The sequence below is a fragment of the Serratia sp. CY44782 genome (genome assembly GCF_052168715.1).
Classification (GTDB): domain Bacteria; phylum Pseudomonadota; class Gammaproteobacteria; order Enterobacterales; family Enterobacteriaceae; genus Serratia; species Serratia nevei.
Genome location: NZ_JBJNME010000007.1, coordinates 295825 through 318521 on the forward strand (window position 1 = coordinate 295825; position 22697 = coordinate 318521).

At 62.1% G+C, this 22697-nt stretch carries 19 protein-coding genes; 6 read left to right on the forward strand and 13 right to left on the reverse strand.

Annotation, left to right across the window (positions count from 1 at the left end; all coding sequences use genetic code 11):
* Window positions 1–2 precede the first annotated feature (2 nt).
* Window positions 3–935: a PfkB family carbohydrate kinase gene (locus ACJ8HT_RS15630; RefSeq protein ID WP_197653009.1), complete on the reverse strand. Its 933-nt coding sequence runs from the start codon at window positions 933–935 to the stop codon at window positions 3–5.
* A complete protein-coding gene (locus ACJ8HT_RS15635; RefSeq protein WP_025304294.1) occupies window positions 932–2329 on the reverse strand; it encodes a purine-cytosine permease family protein in 1398 nt (465 codons plus the stop codon). Before ACJ8HT_RS15635 ends, ACJ8HT_RS15630 begins: the two co-directional genes overlap by 4 nt.
* 658 nt (window positions 2330–2987) lie before the next feature.
* Here ACJ8HT_RS15635 and ACJ8HT_RS15640 point away from each other — a divergent pair.
* Together ACJ8HT_RS15640 and ACJ8HT_RS15645 are read left to right on the forward strand one after the other, a co-directional pair.
* Window positions 2988–3722 carry a GntR family transcriptional regulator gene (locus tag ACJ8HT_RS15640; RefSeq protein ID WP_060424777.1) on the forward strand — a complete coding sequence of 245 codons (735 nt, stop codon included), beginning with the start codon at window positions 2988–2990 and terminating at the stop codon, window positions 3720–3722.
* A gap of 80 nt (window positions 3723–3802) precedes the next feature.
* The gene (locus ACJ8HT_RS15645) at window positions 3803–5971 is read left to right on the forward strand and encodes a YgiQ family radical SAM protein (RefSeq protein WP_060424780.1); all 2169 of its coding nucleotides are present in this window, start codon (window positions 3803–3805) and stop codon (window positions 5969–5971) included.
* Between the two features lie 63 nt (window positions 5972–6034).
* Here the strand turns inward: ACJ8HT_RS15645 and ACJ8HT_RS15650 are convergent, their stop codons facing one another.
* From ACJ8HT_RS15650 to yqhD, 3 genes are all read right to left on the reverse strand, one after another.
* Window positions 6035–6640 carry a transglycosylase SLT domain-containing protein gene (locus tag ACJ8HT_RS15650; protein WP_141960282.1) on the reverse strand — a complete coding sequence of 202 codons (606 nt, stop codon included), beginning with the start codon at window positions 6638–6640 and terminating at the stop codon, window positions 6035–6037.
* A gap of 142 nt (window positions 6641–6782) precedes the next feature.
* A complete protein-coding gene (dkgA, locus tag ACJ8HT_RS15655; protein ID WP_060424784.1) occupies window positions 6783–7607 on the reverse strand; it encodes a 2,5-didehydrogluconate reductase DkgA in 825 nt (274 codons plus the stop codon).
* A 287-nt stretch (window positions 7608–7894) separates the two neighbouring features.
* Complete coding sequence (gene yqhD, locus ACJ8HT_RS15660; protein WP_049196195.1) at window positions 7895–9058, reverse strand: alcohol dehydrogenase; 1164 nt, start codon at window positions 9056–9058, stop codon at window positions 7895–7897.
* A gap of 226 nt (window positions 9059–9284) precedes the next feature.
* Between yqhD and ACJ8HT_RS15665 the strand changes: the two genes are divergently transcribed.
* Entirely contained in the window at window positions 9285–10172 is an 888-nt protein-coding gene (locus ACJ8HT_RS15665; protein ID WP_194243114.1) for an AraC family transcriptional regulator, read from the forward strand.
* A gap of 7 nt (window positions 10173–10179) precedes the next feature.
* Here ACJ8HT_RS15665 and ACJ8HT_RS15670 read toward each other — a convergent pair whose 3' ends face one another.
* Window positions 10180–11208 (reverse strand): zinc-dependent alcohol dehydrogenase family protein, encoded by a 1029-nt coding sequence (locus ACJ8HT_RS15670; RefSeq protein ID WP_197653008.1) that lies wholly within the window; start codon window positions 11206–11208, stop codon window positions 10180–10182.
* Between the two features lie 107 nt (window positions 11209–11315).
* Between ACJ8HT_RS15670 and ACJ8HT_RS15675 the strand changes: the two genes are divergently transcribed.
* Complete coding sequence (locus ACJ8HT_RS15675) at window positions 11316–12236, forward strand: LysR substrate-binding domain-containing protein (protein ID WP_197653007.1); 921 nt, start codon at window positions 11316–11318, stop codon at window positions 12234–12236.
* 10 nt (window positions 12237–12246) lie between these two features.
* Here ACJ8HT_RS15675 and ACJ8HT_RS15680 read toward each other — a convergent pair whose 3' ends face one another.
* Both ACJ8HT_RS15680 and metC read right to left on the reverse strand, forming a co-directional pair.
* A complete protein-coding gene (locus ACJ8HT_RS15680) occupies window positions 12247–12906 on the reverse strand; it encodes a DedA family protein (protein ID WP_038879412.1) in 660 nt (219 codons plus the stop codon).
* 145 nt (window positions 12907–13051) lie between these two features.
* The gene (metC, locus tag ACJ8HT_RS15685) at window positions 13052–14248 is read right to left on the reverse strand and encodes a cystathionine beta-lyase (RefSeq protein ID WP_197653006.1); all 1197 of its coding nucleotides are present in this window, start codon (window positions 14246–14248) and stop codon (window positions 13052–13054) included.
* A 431-nt stretch (window positions 14249–14679) separates the two neighbouring features.
* Here metC and exbB point away from each other — a divergent pair, with 431 nt between their 5' ends.
* Together exbB and exbD are read left to right on the forward strand one after the other, a co-directional pair.
* Window positions 14680–15660, forward strand: coding sequence for a tol-pal system-associated acyl-CoA thioesterase (exbB, locus tag ACJ8HT_RS15690; RefSeq protein ID WP_074181144.1), 981 nt, complete (start codon window positions 14680–14682; stop codon window positions 15658–15660).
* A 3-nt stretch (window positions 15661–15663) separates the two neighbouring features.
* On the forward strand, window positions 15664–16086 hold the full coding sequence (gene exbD / locus ACJ8HT_RS15695; RefSeq protein ID WP_004937307.1) for a TonB system transport protein ExbD: 423 nt from the start codon (window positions 15664–15666) through the stop codon (window positions 16084–16086).
* A gap of 55 nt (window positions 16087–16141) precedes the next feature.
* On the opposite strand, the gene ACJ8HT_RS15700 is transcribed toward exbD, so the two are convergent.
* The 5 genes from ACJ8HT_RS15700 to ACJ8HT_RS15720 form a co-directional block, all read right to left on the reverse strand.
* A complete protein-coding gene (locus ACJ8HT_RS15700; protein ID WP_197653005.1) occupies window positions 16142–17185 on the reverse strand; it encodes a substrate-binding domain-containing protein in 1044 nt (347 codons plus the stop codon).
* Between the two features lie 21 nt (window positions 17186–17206).
* Window positions 17207–18616: a sucrose-6-phosphate hydrolase gene (locus tag ACJ8HT_RS15705; RefSeq protein ID WP_197653094.1), complete on the reverse strand. Its 1410-nt coding sequence runs from the start codon at window positions 18614–18616 to the stop codon at window positions 17207–17209.
* Entirely contained in the window at window positions 18616–19986 is a 1371-nt protein-coding gene (locus tag ACJ8HT_RS15710; protein ID WP_049198446.1) for a sucrose-specific PTS transporter subunit IIBC, read from the reverse strand. The genes ACJ8HT_RS15705 and ACJ8HT_RS15710 overlap by 1 nt, the downstream gene beginning before the upstream one ends.
* 63 nt (window positions 19987–20049) lie before the next feature.
* The gene (locus ACJ8HT_RS15715; RefSeq protein WP_197653093.1) at window positions 20050–21459 is read right to left on the reverse strand and encodes a carbohydrate porin; all 1410 of its coding nucleotides are present in this window, start codon (window positions 21457–21459) and stop codon (window positions 20050–20052) included.
* Window positions 21460–21654: 195 nt separating this feature from the next.
* Entirely contained in the window at window positions 21655–22581 is a 927-nt protein-coding gene (locus ACJ8HT_RS15720) for an aminoimidazole riboside kinase (protein WP_197653004.1), read from the reverse strand.
* Window positions 22582–22697: the final 116 nt, after the last annotated feature.

The window sequence follows — 22697 nt, forward strand, 5'->3', positions numbered from 1 at the left end:
CGTCAGGCCTGCGGGAAGCGCTGTTGCAACTGCGGCCAGTCCGGCGGATTGGCGGCCCCGAGGCTGGCCACCACGCAGGCGGCGACCCGGTTAGCCAGATCGACCGCCTGCGGCAGCGGCCAGCCGGCGGACAGGCCCGCCAGTAAACCGGCGCAGTGGGCATCGCCTGCTCCGATGGTATCGACGACGTCTACCGGATAGGCGGGAACGTGCTGCGGCGGCGTGCGGCCGTCGCAGATCCACGCGCCGTCGCGATCCAGGCGGCAGATCAGCGTCAGGTTGCGGGCGGCGGCATAGCGCTGCGCGGCCTCCACGGCGTCACCGGCGCCGCACAGCGCGGCCACTTCGTCGCGGTTGAGCGTCAATAGGGTGTGGCTGTCGCTGAGCATGGCGAAGAAATCTTCGCTGAGCTGAGCGATGCGCGGGCCGGGATCGATCAGGCGCGGTTGGTCGAACGGCATGCGCGTCAGCCACTCGCGCAGCGCTTCGCCGCTTTCGCCCGCCAGCTCGTAGCCGCTGGCGTAGATCAGGGTGTGCTCCGTCAGCGGCAGCGTCGCCAGCTGCGCTTTATTCCATTGGCTTTCGCAGCCGGAAACCGTGATGAAGGTGCGTTCGCCGTCCGGCTCCACCAGCGCCAGGCACCAGCCGTTGTCCATCTGGCCGTGGCGCAACAGCACCTCCAGCCCCAGCTCGCCCATGGCGGCTTCGGCAGCCGCGCCCCATTCGCCGTTGCCAACCGGCATGCCGTTAATCACCGGCGTTTCCAGGCGCACCAGCGCGCGCGCCACGTTGAACGCGCAGCCGCCGATTTGCCGCGCCTGCGGCTGGGCTTCGATATCTTCGCCGCTGGTCGGCAGGCGCGGCAGCGTCATCACCAGATCGCCGACCGCGCCCCCAATAACCAGGACAGGTGTTACAGCTTCCCACTCACTCATTGATGTTCTCTGCGTTGGGTCAGGTACAGACCGTAAGCGATCAGACTCACCGCGAACGACACAAACAGCCCCAGGCTGGAATCGGCGAACAAGCCTTTGGCCAGCGGGCCGTCGATAAAACCGGTTTTGGTGACCAGCAGGCCGCACAGGGCGCCGAGGAACCAGCAGAACAGCGGGGCTTTGCGCACGCCGCGGTTCTGGCCATGCAGGCCGTACAAAGCGTTGCCATCATACCCGTGGCGGCGGCGCAGGCACAGGTAATCGAGCAGGAAAATCGCCTCCCAGGCCGCCAGGAAGACGCCGCAGAACACCAGGAAGGAGATGAACGGCCCCATGAAATCGCCGGAGATGAACAGCACATACAGGGCGATGCCCAGCACTACGACCGCGTCGATCGACACCGCCAGCCACTGTTTGACCTGCACGCCGATGGTCAGCAGGTTAAGGCTGGCGGAATACAGGCTGAGCACCGCGATGGTGACGATGCCGGCGGTGGCGGCCAGCAGATAAGGGATCGCCATCCAGGCGGGCAGCACGGAGCCTATCAGCGCGATGGGGTTGGCGGCGCTGGCCAGATCGGGCAGCTGCACGGAAAGCAGGATGCCGGCCAGCATCAGCAGCATCAGCGGCAAACAGGCGCCGCCCATTACCGCGGCGAAAATGCTTTTGCTCGACGAGCTCGGGCTTTGATAGCGGCTGTAATCGGCGCCGGCAATCGCCCAGCTGATGCCGGTGCCGGCGGCGATCACCGATACCGCCGGCAGGAAGCCGGTCAACCAGCTGCCGGAAGGCAGCGCCAGCACCTGGCTCCACTCGGTGTTGAACAGGATATAGAGCACCACGATCAGCGTCATGGTGCCGAAGATGCGGCTGAACCAGCTTTGCATCCAGACCACGGTATTTTGCCCCAGCAGGCTGACGACGACAGTGAGCCCGCCGAACAGCAGCAGGCTGAGCGCGGTCAGCAGGTGGCTGCTACCCAACCCGAAGGCCTCGAACAGCGCCGCCAGCGTCAGGGTGCCGGTGATCACATTGACCGCTTCCCAGCCCATCAGGTTGATCCAACTGAACAGGGTGGGCGCCACGTTGCCCTTCAGGCCGAAAATCACCCGCGAGAGCGTCAGTGTAGAGGTGCGCCCGCGCTTGCCGGCGAAGCTGGTGAGGCCGACCAGCACGAAGCTGGCGACGCCGACCAGCGCGGCGAGTACCGATTGCAGGAAGGATAAGCCGAAGCCGACGATAATGGCGCCGTACACCACGCCGAGAATGCCGATATTGGCCGCCGACCAGATCCAAAACAGCTCGATGGGCTTGCCGGTCTGTTCCGCGTCCGGCACCCGATCGATACCGGTGCTTTCTACCTTCCATGCTTCATTGCGATTGATATCGGTCATAGCAAATGATCCCTGTAGCGCAGGGCCGCGAGGGCCGCCGCAGTTGACTGAAAATCGATTCCGTTGGCGCGGTTGACGCCGGCTATTCCGTTGTCGGTGAAGACGCCGATTCCGCGCAGTGTGTAGCGGCTGAGACCGCCGGGTCTGTCAAAATGAGGGCGGTATCCGCCTTATCGGGTGAGGCACGTCGGCCGCACGGCGCCAATGAGTGTAGTCAAAGAGTGGGTCTGCAGCGGGGTTTGGCGAAGCGGGAACGTTTCTATTTGCCGACATCGATCCGTTGCGCCCACCGCAAGGGGATCCTGTGATGTGGCTATGAGCAGTGAGCAAGCTATCCATTAGCTACGTTGCTTATTCTCGGCCGTTTGTGCTGACAGTATATCCCCGCTACCGGCCATGAAGGGTATCCTTTAGGGCTGGCAGCGGGTTTTTTATTGTTTTTAAAGTGGGTCCCTGGTGTTGGTGCGATTGATGTATCAACATCAATAAGCACAGATTACGCGCGATCTAGATCCAATGAAAGTCCATTAGGCAAAAATTGTGATGCCACTCTGAAAACATTAGCGATATTTTAGTTAAGGTGAGGGGCTTATCGCCGGATCGGCGATAGGATAAAAAACGAAATCCAGACAAATGGCATAGGTAAGAGGGCGGGCGAATGACGGATTTTATGGCCTGGCTGCGTGGCCATCTGGCGCAGGGGGCGGTAGCGCCGCGTTATATTCAGCTGGCGACGGCGATAGAAACCGCAATCAGGCAGCAGGTGTTGGCGGCGGAGGCGTTTTTGCCGCCGGAACGGCAGATGGCGGAAGGCCTGGGGCTATCGCGCGTCACCGTCAGCAAGGCGATGAAGCTGCTGGAGGAGAAGGGGCTGATTTCGCGGCAGCAGGGCGTTGGCACCCGCGTGGCGATGCGCATCGGCTATTCCCTCGATAAGGACAGCGGTTTCACCGCTCAGGCGCTGCGCCACGGCAGCAGCGTCAGCAACCGATGGCTGCTGCGTACCCGGGTCGGCGCGCCGGCCAAGGCCGCGGCGGCGCTGGGGCTGGCGGAGGGGGATGAGGTGATCAAACTGCGGCGTTTGCGCTTGCTGAACGGCAGCCCGGTCTCGCTGGAAACCACCTATATTCCGCCGCGCTTCCTGCCCGAACCGGGGCAGCTGGAGCATTCGCTGTATGCCTTATGGCAATCGCGTGGCATCGTGCCCGAAGATAAACACTTTCTGCTGAAGGCGGTGTCCTGCAGCGACGAGGTTGCCGAGCTGCTCAACGTTCCGTGTGGCGCGCCGCTGTTGCACATCACCCAAACCAGCCGCAACGCCCAGGGTGAGGCGCTGGAGTTCAGCGATATCTTGTGCCGCAGCGACGTTTATGAATTCGAAGTGAACGGTTAGCGAAATAACCATGCTCTTTTTGCAGCTAGTGCGTATAATCGCCGCCCGGCGATTAATTAACCTGTAAAAAGAGCAGCAGAATGAGCACCACCAGCCTGATCCAACCCGATCGTGAACTGTTTTCCTATAAGCCTTATTGGGCGGAATGTTTTGGCACCGCGCCGTTTTTACCGATGTCGCGAGCAGAGATGGATCAACTGGGCTGGGACAGCTGCGATGTGATCATCATCAGCGGCGACGCCTATGTCGATCACCCGAGCTTCGGCATGGCGATCATCGGCCGCATGCTGGAAGCGCAGGGCTTCCGCGTCGGCATCATCGCGCAGCCGGACTGGAGCAACAAAGAAGATTTCATGCGGTTGGGGAAACCGAACCTGTTCTTCGGCATCACCGCCGGCAACATGGACTCGATGATCAACCGCTATACCGCCGATCGCAAACTGCGCCACGACGATGCTTACACCGCCGGCAACGTCGGCGGCAAGCGCCCGGATCGCGCCACCCTGGTCTACAGCCAGCGTTGTAAAGAAGCCTACAAAGACGTGCCGATCGTGCTGGGCGGCATCGAAGCCAGCCTGCGCCGCATCGCCCACTACGATTACTGGTCGGATACCGTGCGCCGCTCGGTGCTGGTGGATTCCAAAGCCGACATGCTGATCTACGGCAACGGCGAACGCCCGCTGGTTGAAGTGGCGCATCGCCTGGCCGCCGGTGAGAAGATCGGCGACATCCACGATATTCGCAATACCGCGGTGATGCGCAAAGAAGCGCTGCCGGGCTGGAGCGGCGTGGATTCCACCCGTCTCGACAAGCCGGGCCGCATCGAAGCTATCCCGAACCCGTACGGCGACGATCTGCCGTGCGCCGACGGCGCCAAGCCGAAAGAGCCGGAAGCCAAGCCTGTCACCGTACGCGCCGCCAAGCCAAAGCCGTGGGAGAAGACCTACGTGCTGCTGCCGTCCTTCGAGAAAGTGAAGGGCGACAAGGTGCTGTATGCGCACACCTCGCGCATTTTGCACCATGAAACCAACCCGGGCTGCGCCCGCGCGCTGATGCAGAAACACGGCGATCGCTACGTGTGGATCAACCCGCCGGCGATCCCGCTGACCACGCCGGAGATGGACAGCGTTTTCGCGCTGCCTTATCAGCGCGTGCCGCATCCGTCCTACGGCCAGGATCGCATTCCGGCCTATGACATGATCCGTTTCTCGGTGAACATCATGCGCGGTTGCTACGGCGGCTGCTCGTTCTGTTCGATCACCGAGCACGAAGGGCGCATCATCCAGAGCCGTTCGGAAGATTCGATCGTTCGTGAAATCGAAGAGATCCGCGACAAGGTGCCGGGCTTTACCGGCGTGATCTCCGATCTCGGCGGCCCGACCGCCAACATGTATATGCTGCGCTGCACCAACCCGCGCGCCGAGCAGACCTGCCGCCGCGCCTCGTGCGTGTATCCGGAGATTTGCACCTACATGGACACCAACCACGAGCCGACCATCAAACTGTATCGCCGTGCGCGTTCGCTGGAGGGCATCAAGAAGATCCTGATTGCTTCCGGGGTTCGTTACGATCTGGCGGTGGAAGATCCGCGTTATATCAAGGAGCTGGCGACCCACCACGTCGGCGGCTACCTGAAGATCGCGCCGGAGCACACCGAAGAAGGGCCGCTGTCGAAGATGATGAAACCGGGCATGGGCAGCTACGATCGCTTCAAGCAGCTGTTTGATCACTATTCGAAGCAGGCGGGCAAAGAACAGTATCTGATCCCGTACTTCATCTCGTCGCACCCGGGCACTCGCGATGAAGACATGGTGAACCTGGCGCTGTGGCTGAAGAAGAACCGTTTCCGCCTCGATCAGGTGCAGAACTTCTATCCTTCGCCGATGGCCAACTCCACCACCATGTATTACAGCGGCAAAAACCCGCTGAGCAAGGTGGGGTACAAGAGCGAAGACGTGGTGGTGCCACGCGGCGATCGCCAGCGTCGCCTGCATAAGGCGCTGCTGCGTTACCACGACCCGGCCAACTGGGCGCTGATCCGCACCGCGCTGGAAGAGATGGGGCTGAAGCACCTGATCGGCAGCCGCCGCGAGTGTCTGGTGCCGGCGCCGAGCATCGACGAGCAGCGCGAAGCGAAACGCCTGCAGCGCCATACCCGGCCGGCGCTGACCAAGCATACCGATATCAATCGGCAGCGCACGCCGTCCAACCGGCCGCCGCGCAAACCGATTCGCAAAGCCAAGCCGTAACGGCCACGCCGCGTGCGCAAACAAAAAGGAGAACCCTGGGGTTCTCCTTTTTACTTTTGCTCATCACAAACTATCGTAGGCGGCTTCCACTTTCATCAAATGGCGCGGCGCCTGCGGAGCGGGGTGGTATTTGCGCACGTGCCAGTTAAAGGCTTCCGGCGACAGGTTGTTGATCATCGCGATGGCCTGCTGACGGTTGCTGGAGAAGGTGCGCAGCAGCGCGCCGGTGCCGTTGACGTAGGCGATGATGGTGGCGTAGCGCAGCGTAACAGGGTTCGTGATCCCTTTAAGCTGCTGTTTTTGCAAGGTGGCCAGGTAGGCGGCGCCGAGATCGATATTGGTGTCGGGATCCCGCAGGTCGTCATCGTCCGGGCAGCCGCGTTTGCCTTTGTAGCGGTAGGCATCGCAGCCGGCGGTATCGGCTTTCAGCTGCATCAGGCCGATAGCGTTGGATTTGCTCACCGCCGCGGGGTTGAAGCCGGACTCCACCTGGATCATGGCGGTGATCAGCTTGGCGTCCACGCCGTATTCGCTGGCGGCGTCTTTAATGGCGCTATCGAAAGCGTGGCGATCGTAGCTGACGCGCTGTTTCTTGCCGGCGCAACCCGCCAGCACCAGCATGACGCAAAGCATGCCCAGCCGTAACCCGTGTGAGAAAGAGAATTTCATGGTGCTCCGTGCTTGTCTGTTTTTTAACGGCGTTAACCGGCGGGCGAGGCCTCCGGCGTCGTCATCATAACGTCAGGCGGCGCAAGGGAGCAATGCGCGGGAAGGGAAAGCCCCCTCCGACGGGAGAGGGCTTGGGGAGGGGTTACAGGGTATCCGGATCCGGCCCGAGGCGGTTGCCGACGTCCAGCTTGGCGATCTCGCCCAGTTCGTCCTTATCGAGTTTGAAATCAAACACCTCGAAGTTTTCGCGGATGCGCGACGGCGTGACCGATTTCGGGATCACGATAAGGCCGCTGTCCAGGTGCCAGCGCACCACGATCTGCGCTGGGGTTTTCTCGTATTTCTCGGCCAGCGCCTTGATCAGCGGCTGGTCGAACACCCCTTCACCGCCCTGCGCCAGCGGGCTCCAGGATTCGGTGGCGATATGGTGCGTGGCGTTCCAGGCGCGCAGCTGGCGCTGTTGCAGCAGCGGGTGCAGCTCTATCTGGTTGACGACCGGCGCCACGTTGGTTTCATCCAGCAGGCGCTGCAGGTGCGGCGTATGGAAGTTGCATACGCCGATGCTTTTGACCAGGCCTTGATCGCGCAGTTTGATCAGTTCGCGCCAGGCGGAGACGTATTGATCTTGCTGCGGGCGCGGCCAGTGGATCAGGTACAGATCCACATAGTCCAGCCTGAGTTTTTCCAAACTGGTTTCCAGCGCCGCCAGCGGATCGCCCTGATCGTCGTTCCACAGCTTGGTGGTGATGAACAGCTCGCTGCGCGGCAGCGAGCTGGACTGCAGTGCGGCGCCGACGCCTTCCTCGTTCTTGTAGATCGCGGCGGTGTCGATGGAGCGGTAACCGATCTCCAGCGCTTTGCTCACCGCGCGGGTGGTCTCTTCAATACTCGCCTGCCAAACGCCGAGACCCAACTGCGGCATCAGATTACCATCGTGGAGTTTGATGATGGGTTGTTGCGTTGTCATGCGCATCTCCTTGTGTACGGATTGCGGCGCCTGCGGCACCGAAACGGCTATAGATAAATTCTAGTTGGCAAAATGGGCGGTTGCCGGGTTTGCCAGCCTAATTTCAGCGGTGGCGGGAGGGCGACTTTCTCCCCGCTCTCCCTGCGAATGAGCGGTAAGACGGGTGGTGCGAAACGATCGGCGGCGCGCGGAGGCGCCCGACGGCACCCGGTGATCGGCCGGGCGCCGGATGCGGCGAAAAATGGCTGGCGGAGACTAAAGCCTAGCAAAAAATCGCCGTTTTGCGATTAACGCGCCGCTTCGTAAATGCGGCGGCTGACGTCCAGGGTGATGTCCTGATGCTCGCCCAGGGCGGTCATGCCGTGCTGATGCAGCTTGTCGAGCAGCGCCGGAATGCTGCTGCCGTCGAGCTGATAATCCGCCATGCGGGTCGGTACGCCCATCTGCTCGAAGAAGGCGCGAGTGGCGGCGATGGCGCCGTCGATACGGCTGTCTTCGCTGCCTTCGCGCAGGCCCCAGACGCGGTCAGCGTACTGCAGCAGTTTTTCGCGCTTCTGCGCTTTCTTCTCGTGCAGCAGCGCCGGCAGTACGATGGCCAGCGTTTGCGCGTGGTCGAGATCGTGCATGGCGGTCAGCTCGTGGCCCAGCATGTGGGTTGCCCAGTCCTGTGGCACCCCGGCGCCGATCAGGCCGTTCAGCGCCATGGTGGCGCTCCACATCACGTTGGCGCGCACCCCATAGTTTTCCGGTTCGGCCAGCGCGCGCGGGCCGTCTTCCAGCAGGGTCAGCAGCAGGCCTTCGGCGAAGCGATCCTGCACCTTGGCGTCGACCGGGTAGGTCAGATACTGCTCCAGGGTGTGCACGAAGGCGTCGACCACGCCGTTGGCGATCTGGCGCGGCGGCAGCGAGTAGGTCACCACCGGATCCAGTACGGCGAAGCGCGGCTGCACCAGCGGCGAGAAGAAGTGCTGCTTGTCGCCGCTGCTTTTACGGGTGATCACCGCGCCGCTGTTGGATTCGGAACCGGTGGCCGGCAGCGTCAGCACGCAGCCCATCGGCACCGCGTCGGCGATGTGGCTGCCGACGGTCTGCAGGATATGCCAGGCGTCGCCGTCGGCGGTGTAACGCGCGGCGGCGGCGATGAACTTGGTGCCGTCAACCACCGAACCGCCGCCGACCGCCAGCAGGAAATCGATGTTTTCCGCCTTCACCACTTCGACCGCTTTCATCAGCGTTTCGTAGGTCGGGTTCGGCTCGATGCCGGAGAACTCCCGCACGTCGCGGCCGGCCAGCGCGCTGTACACCTGATCCAGCACGCCGTTTTTCTTCACGCTGCCGCCACCGTAGGTGATCAGGATGCGTGCGTCCGCCGGGATCTGGCCGGCCACTTCGGCAATTTGGTCCTTGCCGAACAGGATTTTGGTTGGGGTATGCAGAATGAAGTTTTGCATGGATGATTTCTCTCTTTCTGTCAGGCGGGCGCCAAAGTGGCGCAAAGGTTTCTGGCCCGTATTGTCAGGAACCTGGCGGCAACGCACAATGCACATTCCTGTTTGGTTCTTGCCTATTCCTACAAGTCACTGTAGAAATGGCGAGTTTTAAATTATTATTTATGCCGAATCGTTCTGACTGTAAGAGGGTGTTTCCGTGATTGAAATCGATGCGCAGCGCAGCCGCATGGCGCGCCAGGCGATGGCTATCGCCACCGGCAACGGCTACACGCCGTCACCGGTGCCGCGGGTAAAGATCCTGTATGTCGATCGCCACAGCCCGCGCCAACCGGTGATGTACGAGCCGGGGATCGTGATCGTCTTTCAGGGGCACAAGGTGGGCTATTGCGGCAACAAGATGTTCCAGTACGATCCGCGCAACTACCTGCTGATGACGGTGCCGCTGCCGTTCGAGTGCGAAACCTTCGCCAGCCCGGAACTGCCGCTGGTTGGGTTGGCGGTCAATATCGATACCCAAATGCTGCAGGACTTGCTGATCGACATCGGCGATGACGACTACCTGATGCAACCGCGGGCGGAGAGCAACGGGGTGAACCTGGCCGAGCTGACGGAAGAGCTGCTGTGTGCCACCGAACGCCTGCTGGACGTGATGGCCAAGCCGCTCGATGCCCGGGTGCTGGGGCCGCAGATCGTGCGCGAAATCCTCTACTACGTGCTGCGCGGCACCTGCGGCGCGTCGCTGCAGGAGCTGGTCAACCGCCATACCCACTTCAGCCAGATCGCCAAGGCGCTGCGGCGCATAGAAAATCAATATGCCGACAACCTCAACGTCGAACAGTTGGCCAGTGAGGTCAACATGAGCGTCTCGGCGTTCCACCACAACTTCAAGGCGGTGACCAACACCTCGCCGCTGCAATACGTGAAGTCGTACCGGCTGCATAAGGCGCGCCTGTTGATGGTGCATGACGGCCTGAAGGCCAGCACGGCGGCGATCCGCGTCGGCTACGAGAGCGCGTCGCAGTTCAGCCGTGAATTCAAGCGCCTGTTCGGCATGACGCCGAGCGATGAAATCGCCCGGCTGCGCGACGCCAACCCGCTGCTGCTGGAGGGCTGAACCGCGTTTACGGGGTCAGGACGATCTTGCCGAACGGCCCGCGATCGAGGTGATCCAACGCCTGCGGCAGCTGATCGAAACGGTAGACCTGGTCGATCACCGGCTGCAGGTTGACGGCGTCCACGGCGCGCACCAGATCTTCCAGCGCGCGGCGGTGGCCGACGCCGATGCCCTGGATCTCCGCCGATTTCAGCAGCAGCAGGCCGGCGGGGGAGGAAATCTCGGCGCCCGCCAGCACGCCGATCACCGAGATGCGGCCGCCCACCGCCACGGCGCGTACCGAGTTGCCCAGATTCGGGCCGCCGACGGTGTCGATCACATGGTCGATGCCGCGATCCTGCGTCAGCGCATAAATTGCTTCCACCCAATCGCCGTTCAGCCGGTTGATGCCGTGACTGGCGCCCAGCGCCTGGGCACGCGCCAGCTTTTCATCGCTGCCGGAGGTCACATATACCTCGGCGCCGTGTGCTTTGGCGATCTGCAGCGCGAACAGCGCCACCCCGCCGGTGCCTTGCACCAGCACCGTCTCGCCGGCATGCAGCTTGCCTTGCTCCACCAGCGCGAACCAGGCGGTTAGCCCGGCGCACGGCAGGGTGCTGGCCTGCACGTCGTCCAGCGACGCCGGCGCCGCCACCAGCCAATCCTCATGCAAAATCACATATTCCGCCAGCACGCCCTGATAGAAACCGCCGAGGGTGTGGTAAGGCTCCTGGCGCGCATTGCCGTACGGTTTTTGCCGGCCGTCGAGCCAGCCGGGGCTGAAGGTAGAGATGACCCTGGCGCTGGGTTGGAAACGGCTGACGCCGGGGCCGATAGCGTCGACCTCGCCGGCCATGTCCGAGGCGGGGGTGAACGGCTGCGGCAGCGTCAGCCCCATGCCGCTTTCAATCATCAGTTTGTCGCGGTAGTTGAGCGCGACCGCTTTCACTTTCACTCTGATTTCGTGTGGCCCCGGCTGCGGGATCGCGTCGACGGTCAACCGCAGGTGTTCACGCCCCAGGGTGTCCATCGTCCAGCGTTGCATCGTGTCGGTCATGATGTTCTCCAAAGTCAGCGATTAACGACCGGACGATAATATCGTTGATGAAGGTTCGCCAGTGGCGATAAGATTTCCGAAGATTGTTTCTTTCAGGGCGACAAATCATGAGCGATCGATTGAGCGGCATTTCGGTATTCGTCACCGCCGTGGAGGCGGGCAGTTTTGCGTTGGCGGCCAGCCGGCTGCACCTGTCGCGTTCGGCGGTGGGGAAAACCATCGCCCGGCTGGAACAGCGGCTGGGCGTGCGGCTGTTTCATCGCACCACCCGCAGCCAGAGCCTGACTGACGACGGCGCGTTATTCTATGAGCGCTGCCTACGGGCGCTGGAGGAGATCCGCAGCGCGGAAACGCTGCTGGAGTCGGGCAAGCGACAGGTCAGCGGCCGGCTGCGAGTATCGATGCCGGTGCTGTTTGGCCGCATGTGCATTGCGCCGCTGTTGACCGAGCTGACGCGCGAGCACCCGGGCCTGGAGCTGGAGCTGTCGTTCAACGATCGGGTGGTGGATCTGATTGAGGACGGCTTCGACATGGCGATCCGCAACGGCACGCTGGCCAACAGCGGCGGGCTGGTGGCGCGCCGCATCGGCGATCATCGCATGACGCTGTGTGCCTCGCCGGCCTATCTGCAGCGGTGCGGCGAGCCGCACAGCATCGAACAGCTGGCGGAGCATGAGGCGGTGACCTATATGCGCGCCGGTGCGCGGCGCAGCTGGTTGGTATTGGATAGCGACGGCAAGCCGCAGGAAGTGATGCCGACTAACCGGCTGCAAATGGACGATCTGCAGGCGATTGCGGATGCGGCGACGGCGGGGTTCGGCATTGCCTGGCTGCCGTGCTGGCTGGTGCGTGAGCAGCTGTTGAGCGGGGCGCTGGTGCGCTTGCTGCGCGACCGGCCGGGCGCCGCCTTTGAAGCGCATGCGGTGTGGCCGCACACGCCTCACCTGCCGCTGAAGGTGCGGCTGGCGGTGGATACGCTGGTGAGCAAGTTGCCCGCCAGTCTGGCGTTGGTCGAGAAGGCGCTGTAGCGCGCCGGGCTCAGGAGGAGGCGCGCTTTTTACGCCAAATGACCAGCATGGCGCCCAGCAGGCCGACGAACAGCAGCAGCAGCGGCAGCAGCATCAGGCCGGTCATCACCTGGCTTTCGTAGCGCTTCACCAGCGGAATTTGGCTGAAAGCGTAGCCAAGGCCCACCAGCGCGCAAACCCAGATCGCCGCGCTCAGCCAGTTGAACACCTGGAAGCGTGAGCTGTTGAGCCCGGAAATGCCGGCCATGGTCGGCAGCAGCGTGCGCACGAAGCCGAGGAAGCGGCCGATCAGCAGCGCCGTCAGCCCGTGGCGGTTGAACAGGTTATGCGCGCGTTGGTGATATTGCGCCGGCAGCTGCAGCAACCAGCCCTTCACCAGGCCGGTGTGGCCCAGCCAGCGGCCCTGGATATAGCTCAGCCAGCAGCCGAGGCCGGCGGCGGCGGTCAGAATCAGCAGGGTGGGGGCAAAGCCCATCACGCCTTTGGCGATCAGCGCGCCCGACAGCAGCAGCAGGCTGTCGCCGGGGAGGAAGGAGGCGGGCAGCAGTCCGTTTTCCAAAAACAGAGTGGTGAAAAGTACGGCGTAAACCACCCAAATTACGCTTGGATCGGCGAGGGCAATAAAGTCCTGCTGCCAAAGCGCATGAATAATCTCTCGTAATACATCCATTTTATGTCCTGTTGCATGCCGGTTGCGCCCGGGGTCACGTTCTCCAGGGTGCGGCGGTTACCGTATCTGACAGTTACCCGGATAGTGTACCGCTAATAGCTTAAGCCGACATTAAACGAGACGAAGAAAATTAGCGGAATCCGCTTTAGCGCACGACGTTGAGGCGATCGAAACCGGCCGCCAGATCGGCGATCAGGTCTTCGACGTTCTCCAGGCCGATGTGCAGGCGCACCAGCGTGCCGGAGAAATCGACGCCGCCCGCCGGGCGAATCGCTTCCAGCTCTTCCGGCTGGTTGGCCAGGATCAGCGACTCGAAGCCGCCCCAGGAGTAGGCCATGCTGAAGTGGCTGAAGTTGTCCAGGTAGGCGGCCAACTGCGCATCGTCCAACCGCTCTTTCAGCACAAAAGAGAACAGCCCGTTGCAGCCGCTGAAGTCGCGGCGGTAGAACTCGTGGCCCTTGCAGCTGGGCAGGGCCGGGTGATTGACCGTCGCCACTTCCGGCCGTGCCGCCAGCCAGTGGGCGACTTCGATGCTGCTGCGTTCGTGCTGCTTCAGGCGTACGCTCAGGGTGCGCAGGCCGCGGCTCGCCATGTAGGCGGTGTCGGCATCCACCATTTGCCCCATCAGGTAGGAGTACTCGCGCAGCCGATCCCAACAGCGCGCGTTGGCGACGGCGGTGCCGAGCATGTAATCGGAATGGCCGATCAGGTATTTGGTGCCGGCCTGAATCGAAATGTCGATGTCGAAATCCAACGCCTTGAACAGCACGCCCGCCGCCCAGGTATTGTCGATCATGATCACCACCTCCGGCGCCACGGCGCGAATGGCCTGCACCATCGCCGGAATGTCCTGCACTTCCAGGGTGATGGAGCCGGGGGATTCCAGGAACACCACGCGGGTATTGGGTTGGATCAGCGTGGCGATGTCGGCGCCGATCAGCGGATCGAAATAGGTGGTGCTGACGTTCATGCGGCCGAGGATATGGGTGCAGAAATCCTGGGTCGGTTCGTACGCCGAACCCGTGACCAGCAGGTGATCGCCGGCGCCGACGAACGACAGGATCGCATTGGCCACCGCCGCTGCGCCGCAGGGGTACAGCACGCAGCCGGCGCCGCCCTCCAGCTCCACCATCGCATCCTGCAGGGCGAAGTGGGTCAGCGTGCCGCGTCGGCCGTAAAACAGCTCGCCGTGGGCGCGCTGCGCGGTGGCATGCTTTTTGGCGGCGACGGAGTCGAAAACCAAAGAAGAGGCGCGTTGCGTGACGGGATTGACGGAGCCCTGGGTGTAGCGTTTGCCGCGGCCGGCGCCGATCAGCGTGGTTTCGATGTGTTTTGACGTCATGGTACCTGGCTCACCTCTGGTTGCTCTGCACGTGCCCGTTTACGATAGCCCTTACGTTAGCATGAGTTAATATAGCCATCCAGACGTTTTAACTTCCAGATACAGAAACGGCTATAATTGGCTGCCGGGCACGCCTTTCTCGCCTCATCCTTCTGCCGGGGGGCGAGAGAGAAGCCCATTCCTCGGTCAAGACGCCGTTCGGCAGCGCGGCGTTGTTGCGCCGTTGTGGGAGAAAAGTAACGAAATAACCCCATAAAAGGGGCGTTTGGCGGTGAACGGGCGCGGATTGGCGCTTTGCGGCGGGGTTGGCTAAAATTTTCTCGTTTATTTGGTAAATAATAATGAGAACTACTATCAATCCCCGGTTGGTTTGATATGATCGCACGCTGAATTATTCCTTAATTTTGATCGGTAATGGGTGGAGGCACAGCGTGAAAACGGCTGGCAAGAATTTAAATCAAGGATCGTTCGGCCAGGGCCGGGCGCAGTGGGGCAAGGCCTTCGGCCGCAGCCTGATGGCTTCTATGGTGCTGGTCGTGGGGCTGGCCGGCAGCGCGCAGGCAGCGCCGGCGGCCAATCCGGCCGTTACCGAAAGCGTTGCGCCGACCACCGCGCCTGCACCTGCTGCAGCCGCCGCGCCGGAAAGCATCACGCCGGTGAACCCGGCACCGACGATCCAGCCACCGGAAACCCGCGGCATGGACCTGTCCATTTGGGGCATGTACCAGCACGCCGACGCGGTGGTGAAAGCGGTGATGATCGGCCTGGTGCTGGCGTCTATCGTGACCTGGACCATTCTGTTCGCCAAAGGCAGCGAACTGCTGCGCGCCAAGCGCCGTTTGCGCCGCGAGCAGCTGGCGCTGGCCGAAGCGCGCTCGCTGGATGAGGCTTCCGAACTGGCGCAAAACTTCTCCCCGGAGAGCGTCAGTGCGGTACTGCTGAACGATGCGCAAAATGAGCTGGAGCTGTCTGCGGAATCCAACGACAACAATGGCATCAAGGAACGCACCGGTTTCCGCCTCGAGCGCCGCGTGGCGGCCTACAGCCGCAACATGGGCCGCGGCAACGGCTTCTTGGCCACCATCGGCGCCATCTCGCCGTTCGTCGGCCTGTTCGGTACCGTGTGGGGCATCATGAACAGCTTTATCGGCATCGCCCATTCGCAGACCACCAACCTGGCGGTCGTGGCGCCGGGCATCGCAGAGGCGCTGCTGGCGACTGCGATGGGCCTGGTGGCGGCGATCCCAGCCGTCGTTATCTACAACATCTTCGCCCGCGTCATCAGCGGCCACCGTGCCCAGGTGGGCGATGTGGCGGCGCAGGTCTTGCTGCTGCAGGGCCGCGATCTGGATCTGGCCGCGACGGCGGAAGCCAAGCGCTCACAGCACGCACACCAACTGCGGGCGGGGTGAGTCATGGCGATGCGCTTAAATGAAGATCTGGACGACAGCGGCGAACTGCATGAAATCAACGTGACGCCGTTTATCGACGTTATGTTGGTGCTGTTGATCATCTTTATGGTGGCCGCGCCGTTGGCAACGGTAGATATTCGCGTCGATCTGCCGGCTTCTTCCGCCAAACCGCAGCCGCGGCCGGAAAAACCGGTGTTCCTGTCGGTGAAGGCCGATAAGCAGCTCTACGTTGGCGATCAGCCGGTGAATGCCGATCAGCTGACTTCGGTGCTGGATCAACGCACTCAGGCGAACAAAGAAACCACCATCTTCTTCCAGGCGGACAAGAGCGTGGACTATGAAACGCTGATGAGCGTGATGGACACCCTGCGTAAAGCCGGCTACCTGAAAGTGGGGCTGGTGGGCATGGAAGGCGCCGCCAAGTAGCGGCAGTAAAACGATAAAGGGCGCTCAGGCGCCCTTTTTTATTGATTCAGAAATATCACTCCCCGGCCAACAAAGCCTGGGAACCGGCATGGCGCCAGTGGATGCGGCCCGGCAGATAAAGCGCATGCTGTTCCAGCGGCCGCTCGTCGATGAGCGCGGTAACCTGGTCGAAGCTATGCTGCGCCAGCGCCCGGCAGTCTTGGGCGACCGTGTCTATCTTCAGCGTCATGCAATCGAACAGGTAGTGATCGTCGAAGCTGCACAGGTGGATGTCGCTCTCCATCAGCTGATGCTGCGTCAGATAACGCAACACCCCTTCCAGCAGGCCGCAGGCGGCGGTGAACAGCGCTTTGGGCGGACGCCCCAGCTGTGCGCACAGCTGAGCGAACATCTCGTAACCCGAGCTGGGGTGGTAACTGCCGTTGATGATCCATTCCGGTTTGCACGTTACGCCGGCGCGCTCCAGGCCAAGCTGGAAGCCGGCCAGCCGATCGCGGGTCGGTGAAATGCGCGGCTGCCCGCCGAGAAAATAGATCTCATCCGGATGTTGGCGCGCGACCTTTTCCACCAGGTCGGCGGTCGCATTAACCGAGTCGGTGATCACCAGCGGCAGCTCGGAACCGGCGATCAGGCGGTCCATCTGCACCACCGGCAGCCCGACGTTGATCTTCTGGTATTCCGCGTCGTTCAACTGGCTGGAGGCGACGATCAGGCCGTCGACTTGCCGCTGCACCAGACTGTTCACCGCCATCATCTCCTGCGCCGGGTTTTCATCGGTGCAGGCGATCAACAGCTGCAGACCGGCTTCGCGGCACAGCGTTTCCAGCTCGCGCGAGATCACCGCAAAGCCGTAGTTGGTCATCTCCGGTACCACCAGCCCCAGCGTGTGGCTGCGGTTGGAGCGCAAAGAGCGGGCGTGGATGCTGGGCTGATAATGGTGTTCGTGCGCCAGCGCCAGAATGCGATCGCGGGTGTCGTCGGACACCCGGTATTCCTTGCTGCGGCCGTTCAGCACCAGGCTGGCGGTCGATTTCGACACCCCGGCCAGCGTGGCGATGTCACTGATGGTAATGCGTTTATTTTTTTTCACTGACGCCATCTGAAGTCATCGGAGGATGCGTCATTCTAGCATGCATGGCGTCAGCGGCCAGTATTCCAACGCCAGCGCTGCGCTCCCGTTCAGCCGCAGTTGCGGTTCACCTGCCGGGAAGTAGCGCGCGCTCATCACCGCCTCGCCGTGGTTGATGAAGATTTCCATGCTGGAGCGATCGAACAGCAGCTGCAGATGCGTGACCGGGCCGCGCCAGTAACGGTGCTCCGGCCGGCCGTCGGCCAGAGAGGCGCGCGTCAGCTGCAGCCGCTCGCCGTCCCAGTTCAGCATCATCGCGTCGCCAAAGGCGGCGCTGAACGCGCCCTGCGGCGTCAGCTGCAGCTCCGCGGCGCCCAGCGCATAGGCGGGGGCGTCATCGGCGCGGCCTCGCCAGTCTTCTCGCTCGCCGCGCAGCTGTTGCAACTCGCGCGCCGGGCGCTGGTGGAGGCGGCCATGCCGCAGCGACAGCTCGCGTGGGCAGGTCATGGTATGTATCCAGCCATAACGGCGCGTCGGATGGGCTTCTTCATCTTGCTCGGGCACGCCCATCCAGGCGAACAGCAGGCGGCGGCCATCTTCCGCCAGCGTTGTCTGGGGCGCGTAGAACTCGAAGCCGGCGTCCAGCTCGTGAAATTCGCCGTGGCTGAAGGCCGCCTGCCGATAATCCAGCTTGCCGAGCAGATAGCCGGCCTGATAACGGTTGAGGTAGCGTTCCGGCTGCGGCGCCAGCCCCTGCGGGCAGCAGATCAACACGTCGCTGCCGTCCAGCGCGAACAGATCCGGGCACTCCCACATGTAGCCGAATTCGCCCAGGTCGTTCAGGCCGGAACCGGCGATCTCACCCAGCGCTTGCCAGTCGCGCAGATCGCTGGAACGCAGCAGCAGCACCTTGCCGCGATCCTGCAAGTCACGCGCGCCGAGCACCATGTACCAGGCATCCTGATGCCGCCACACTTTCGGGTCGCGTACGTGGCCGCTGTAGCCCTCCGGCAGCGGCAGCACCGGCCCGAGTTTGCGGTATTCGCCCCGATCGCTTTCCTGAGCCAGGCATTGGTAAGCGGTGCGTGAGCCGCCGGGGAATTTCACGTTGCCGGTATAGATCAGCGTGATTTTGTCTTCCGCTACCACCGCCGAGCCGGAGTAACAGCCGTGGCTGTCGTAACAGGCGCCTGGCGCCAGGGCGATCGGCAGATGTTCCCAATGCACTAAATCGATCGACTGCCAGTGTCCCCAGCACTTGTTGCGATGATCGCAACCCAGCGGATTCCACTGATAGAACAGGTGGTAAACGCCGTTGTGTTGGATAAAGCCGTTGGGATCGTTCAGCAGACCGACGCTGGGCGCCAGATGCCACGCCGGGCGGTGCGGATCGCGCAGCGCCTCTGGCAGGCCGTTCATGACCGCCCGCAGCGCCTGTTTGATTAAGCTGAGTTCTTCCATCATTGCGCGTCCGTGTTGTATTTCAGCAGCAGGGAGAGCACGAAGGCGCTGCCAAACGCGATCGCCAGGCCGATGATATAGCTGACCAGCGAGCTGGCTTGCACGATCGCCATGCCGGGGATCGCCGTCAGCCCGACCGCGTTCATGCCGACATGGTTGGCTACCACCCAGGCGCCGCCGAGCGCGCCGCCCGCCAGCGCCGCCAGGAACGGTTTCACAAAGCGCAGGTTGATGCCGAACAGCGCCGCCTCGGTGATGCCGAGCATGGCGGAAAAGGCTGAAGGCACCGCGATGGCTTTGATTTTGGCATCGCGAGTTTTGAAATACACCGCCAGGCAGGCGCCGCCTTGAGCGATGTTGGCCATCGACCAGATGGGCAGCAGGAAGTTGACGCCGATATTGGGGTTGCCGAGCAGCCCGGCCTCTACCGCGTGGAAGCTGTGGTGGATGCCGGTGATGACGATAGCGGAATAGAGGCCGCCGAACAGCAGCCCGGCGAACCACCCCGCATGGGCAATCAGCGTGCTGAGCACGAAGGAGATGCCGTCGCCCAACGCGCGGCCGGCGGGGCCGATAAACAGCAGAGCGACAAAGCCTGAGATCACCACCGTCAGGAACGGCGTCAGGATCAGATCGAGCGCGTTGGGGATCACTTTGCGCAGCCGTTTCTCCAGCACGCTCATGAACCACACCGTCAGCAGCACCGGGAACACTGTGCCCTGATAGCCGATCATGGCGATGTCCAGACCGAAGAAGTTCATGGTGTGGAACCCTCCGGCGACGCCCCAGGCGTTGGTCAGCGCCGGATGCGTCAAAATGCCGCCGAGCGTGGCGCCCAGGTAGGGGTTGCCGCCAAATTCGCGTGCGGCGGTGAAGCCGATCAGAATCGGCAGAATAATGAACGCCGCCGAGCTGAACATATCCAGCATGATGAACAGCGCGCTGTTGGCATCGGCCCAGCCATAGGTTTTCACCATGCCGAGCAGCCCCATCAACAGGCCGGACGCGACGATCGCCGGGATGATCGGCACGAAGATGTTCGACAGCAGGCGGGCGATGCGCTGCAGCGGGTTGAGCTTTTTCGCCGCGATATCGGCGGCTTCGGCCTTGCTGGATTCACTGACGCCCGCCGCCTTGATGAATTCCGCATGCACCTTGTTGACCAGCCCGGTGCCGAAGATCACCTGGATCTGGCCGGCGTTGCTGAAGCAGCCTTTGACGCCGTCCAGTTTGCCGATGGCCTCTTTATCCACTTTGCTATCGTCCACCAGTACCAGGCGCAGGCGCGTGGCGCAGTGGGCGGCGCTGGCGATATTCTCTTTACCGCCGAGCAGCGGCAACAGCGCGTTGGCGGTTGCGGTAATGTCCATGTTGTCCCCTTGCTAAATAAAAATGCCGCTGCGCAGTTTGCGGCGCAGCGACGTGAATCGATGTCAGAAGAAATACTTGAATCTGGCGCGCATGCCGTAACGTTGGTCGTTGTCGCCGTTGACTATCTTGTTGTCGGCGTTGGCTTCCAGCAGCGAGACATAGGCCCCCAAATACAAATTGAAATTCTTCATATTCATAATGTTAGGTATCTGATACGACGCATGAACGGTGTGGATGTCGTAGTTGCCCGGTTCGCTAAGCGGGTTGTGGATATCGGCGGCGATCCCGGCGGTATTGAACTCTTTGATATTGTTATGGGCATAGATATAACCCAGTTCGAAGCGCCGCCACAGCACGTTCACGCCGGCGGTAAAGTCTTGCTCGCCTGACGCATCCAGATAGGCGGTGCTCAGGTTGGCCACCACGCCGTTGTCGGGATCGGCGGCGCTGTTGTTCCAGCTCATCGTCATGCCGTAGCCGTTGCGCTTGGACTGATCGACGAAGCGGCCCTGGCCGTCCTGATAACCGTAGGCGTTATTCACCACGTTGCTTTCCATTGCCGCCGCGATGCTGAAGGCGTCTTTTTTCCAGGCGATCACCGGGCGCAAATAGGCGACGTTTTTCTTATTGTCCAGGGCGTTGCCGTGGTAGCTGTTGTCCTGGAACAGCGAAGTGCCGTCCTCCACCAGCGTGTTCAGCTCGATATAGACATCACCGGCGTATTTGCTCAACATCAGGTTGCCGCCGCTGCTGCTGCGGCCGCGGCCTTCTTTCATCATGTAGATATAGCCGAAGCCGTCGGCGTACAGATCGTTGGCGGTATTGCCGGAGTATTGAATGAAGGTGTCCTGATTCAGCGGGAACATGTCGTAGGCTTCAAAGCGGCCGATTTTGGTTTGCCAGTTCTTTTCATTGCCGAAGAAGAAGGCGGCGTCGTCCAGATTCATTTTGCCGGTCATGTCCGCCAGCGGCTGCACGCTGAAGCCGGAGAAGTTGCCGTCCTGATTGCGGCGGTAGCCGTCCAGCCCGACCAGAATGCGGCCGTTGATATCCCAACGTTCTTTGTTGCCGGGCTTCCAGTCCTTGTGGTCGCTGCCTTTCAGCGACGTCAGTTGGCCGCTGCGGCTGGCGCCGTCCAGGTTGAACTCCACGTCGCCGTACAGCTTCAGATCGTTGAAGCCGTTCAGTTTCAGTGCGCCGGTCGAGGGGGATTGCGTTTTCAACGCGGCGGCGCGCTGCGCGACCTGCGCGGTTTGCCGCTCGGCGCTGGCGGTACGCTGTTCCAGCTGTTGCGCCCGGCGTTCCGCCGCCGTCGCGCGGGTTTCAGCCTGTGCGGCGCGCCGTTCCGCCTGCGCCAGACGGTGTTCCAGGGCGTTGAGGCGCGCCTCGATGCCGCCGCTGCCCGATGCCGCTGCGCTGGAAGCGGAGAGGAAAAGCCCTGTTGTTATCGCCAAATAGCTGAGTTTTTTCATCATCCTCTATCATCCGGGTAAGGGTTGTTATTATTGTTTGCTAAATTGCTAAACCGGTTTTTCATGGCGAAAGATAACGAGAGGGAGGCGAGCTGGCAACTCAGTTAGCTAACCCGATTCAGCTATTGTGATCGAGCGCGCAAATCGTGGGCAAAAGACCACGGCGAACCTGAGGATCGCCGTGGATGCAGAGGATCAACGGAGGAAAGCCGCCAGCTCGTCGGCGTGGGGCAGGGCGGTCATGGCCCCTTTGGCGGTGGTGGCCAGCGCGCCGCAGGCCTGAGCCTGGGCGATAACCGCCGGCCACTGCGCTTCCTGCGGCAATTCGTGAAGGCGTGCCAGCGCCGCTAACAGCCCGGCGACGAAGGCGTCGCCGGCGCCGGTGGTATCGACCGGAACGACAGGCGCCGCGCGGAAATGACGCAGCCGTTGGCCGTCATGCACATAGACGCCGTCGCCGCCCAGTGTCACCAGCAGCAGGCGCAGCGGATAGGTTTGCATCATCCAGCGAATGGCGTTCTCCAGATCGTCAAGATGGCTGATGAAAGCCAGCTCTTCGCGCGACAGTTTCACCACGTCCGCCAGCAGCAGCGCCTTTTGCAGGCAGGGGCGCAGCGCTTCCGGCTGGCGCCAGACCTCTTCGCGGATGTTGGGATCGAAACTGACCCGGCCACCGGCCGCCCGGATGCGTTCCATCGCGGCAAAGGCCGCGCTGCGGCTGGGCTCCTGCGAGAGCGCGATGGAGCAGAGGTGCAGCCATTCCCCCCGTTGGAAATCCGGCAGATCGTCAGGCTGCAAAAACAGATCGGCGCTGGGCTGCACCATAAACGTGAATGAGCGCTCACCCTGCTGATCGAGATCCACCACGACCGTGGAGGTGTGGTGTTCGGGGTCTGGCCGCATATGGCCGATATCCACCCCTTCATCGCTCAGCACCTGCTGCAAAAAGGCACCGAAGCCGTCTTGCCCCACCCGCCCGATAAAGGCGCTGTCGCCACCGAGCCGGACGATGCCCACCGCCACGTTAGCCGGCGCGCCGCCGGGGCATTTGAGATAACCGTTGGCATTTTCCGGCACCAGGTCGATCACGGCGTCACCCAGTACCCATACGCGATTCATCATGCTTAATCCCTGTTTTTGTCCTTGTCAGATGGGGTGCTAAAATAGAAGAACCGGTTTAGCAAGGCAATGAAATAATGCTCCAAGTTGCTTGGTCAGTGAGGAAGATCAAAAACAGG

Excerpts from the sequence above, each read along its gene's own strand:
- metC (WP_197653006.1), bottom strand. The coding sequence starts at position 14,248 with ATGACGTCAAAACACATCGAAACCACGCTGATCGGCGCCGGCCGCGGC.
- ACJ8HT_RS15635 (WP_025304294.1), bottom strand. The coding sequence starts at position 2,329 with ATGACCGATATCAATCGCAATGAAGCATGGAAGGTAGAAAGCACCGGT.
- ACJ8HT_RS15710 (WP_049198446.1), bottom strand. The coding sequence starts at position 19,986 with ATGGACATTACCGCAACCGCCAACGCGCTGTTGCCGCTGCTCGGCGGT.
- ACJ8HT_RS15670 (WP_197653008.1), bottom strand. The coding sequence starts at position 11,208 with ATGACCGACACGATGCAACGCTGGACGATGGACACCCTGGGGCGTGAA.
- ACJ8HT_RS15720 (WP_197653004.1), bottom strand. The coding sequence starts at position 22,581 with ATGATGAATCGCGTATGGGTACTGGGTGACGCCGTGATCGACCTGGTG.
- ACJ8HT_RS15675 (WP_197653007.1), top strand. The coding sequence starts at position 11,316 with ATGAGCGATCGATTGAGCGGCATTTCGGTATTCGTCACCGCCGTGGAG.
- yqhD (WP_049196195.1), bottom strand. The coding sequence starts at position 9,058 with ATGCAAAACTTCATTCTGCATACCCCAACCAAAATCCTGTTCGGCAAG.
- ACJ8HT_RS15680 (WP_038879412.1), bottom strand. The coding sequence starts at position 12,906 with ATGGATGTATTACGAGAGATTATTCATGCGCTTTGGCAGCAGGACTTT.
- dkgA (WP_060424784.1), bottom strand. The coding sequence starts at position 7,607 with ATGACAACGCAACAACCCATCATCAAACTCCACGATGGTAATCTGATG.
- ACJ8HT_RS15640 (WP_060424777.1), top strand. The coding sequence starts at position 2,988 with ATGACGGATTTTATGGCCTGGCTGCGTGGCCATCTGGCGCAGGGGGCG.
- ACJ8HT_RS15705 (WP_197653094.1), bottom strand. The coding sequence starts at position 18,616 with ATGGAAGAACTCAGCTTAATCAAACAGGCGCTGCGGGCGGTCATGAAC.
- ACJ8HT_RS15700 (WP_197653005.1), bottom strand. The coding sequence starts at position 17,185 with ATGGCGTCAGTGAAAAAAAATAAACGCATTACCATCAGTGACATCGCC.
- ACJ8HT_RS15630 (WP_197653009.1), bottom strand. The coding sequence starts at position 935 with ATGAGTGAGTGGGAAGCTGTAACACCTGTCCTGGTTATTGGGGGCGCG.
- ACJ8HT_RS15665 (WP_194243114.1), top strand. The coding sequence starts at position 9,285 with ATGGCGCGCCAGGCGATGGCTATCGCCACCGGCAACGGCTACACGCCG.
- ACJ8HT_RS15650 (WP_141960282.1), bottom strand. The coding sequence starts at position 6,640 with ATGAAATTCTCTTTCTCACACGGGTTACGGCTGGGCATGCTTTGCGTC.
- exbD (WP_004937307.1), top strand. The coding sequence starts at position 15,664 with ATGGCGATGCGCTTAAATGAAGATCTGGACGACAGCGGCGAACTGCAT.
- ACJ8HT_RS15645 (WP_060424780.1), top strand. The coding sequence starts at position 3,803 with ATGAGCACCACCAGCCTGATCCAACCCGATCGTGAACTGTTTTCCTAT.
- ACJ8HT_RS15715 (WP_197653093.1), bottom strand. The coding sequence starts at position 21,459 with ATGAAAAAACTCAGCTATTTGGCGATAACAACAGGGCTTTTCCTCTCC.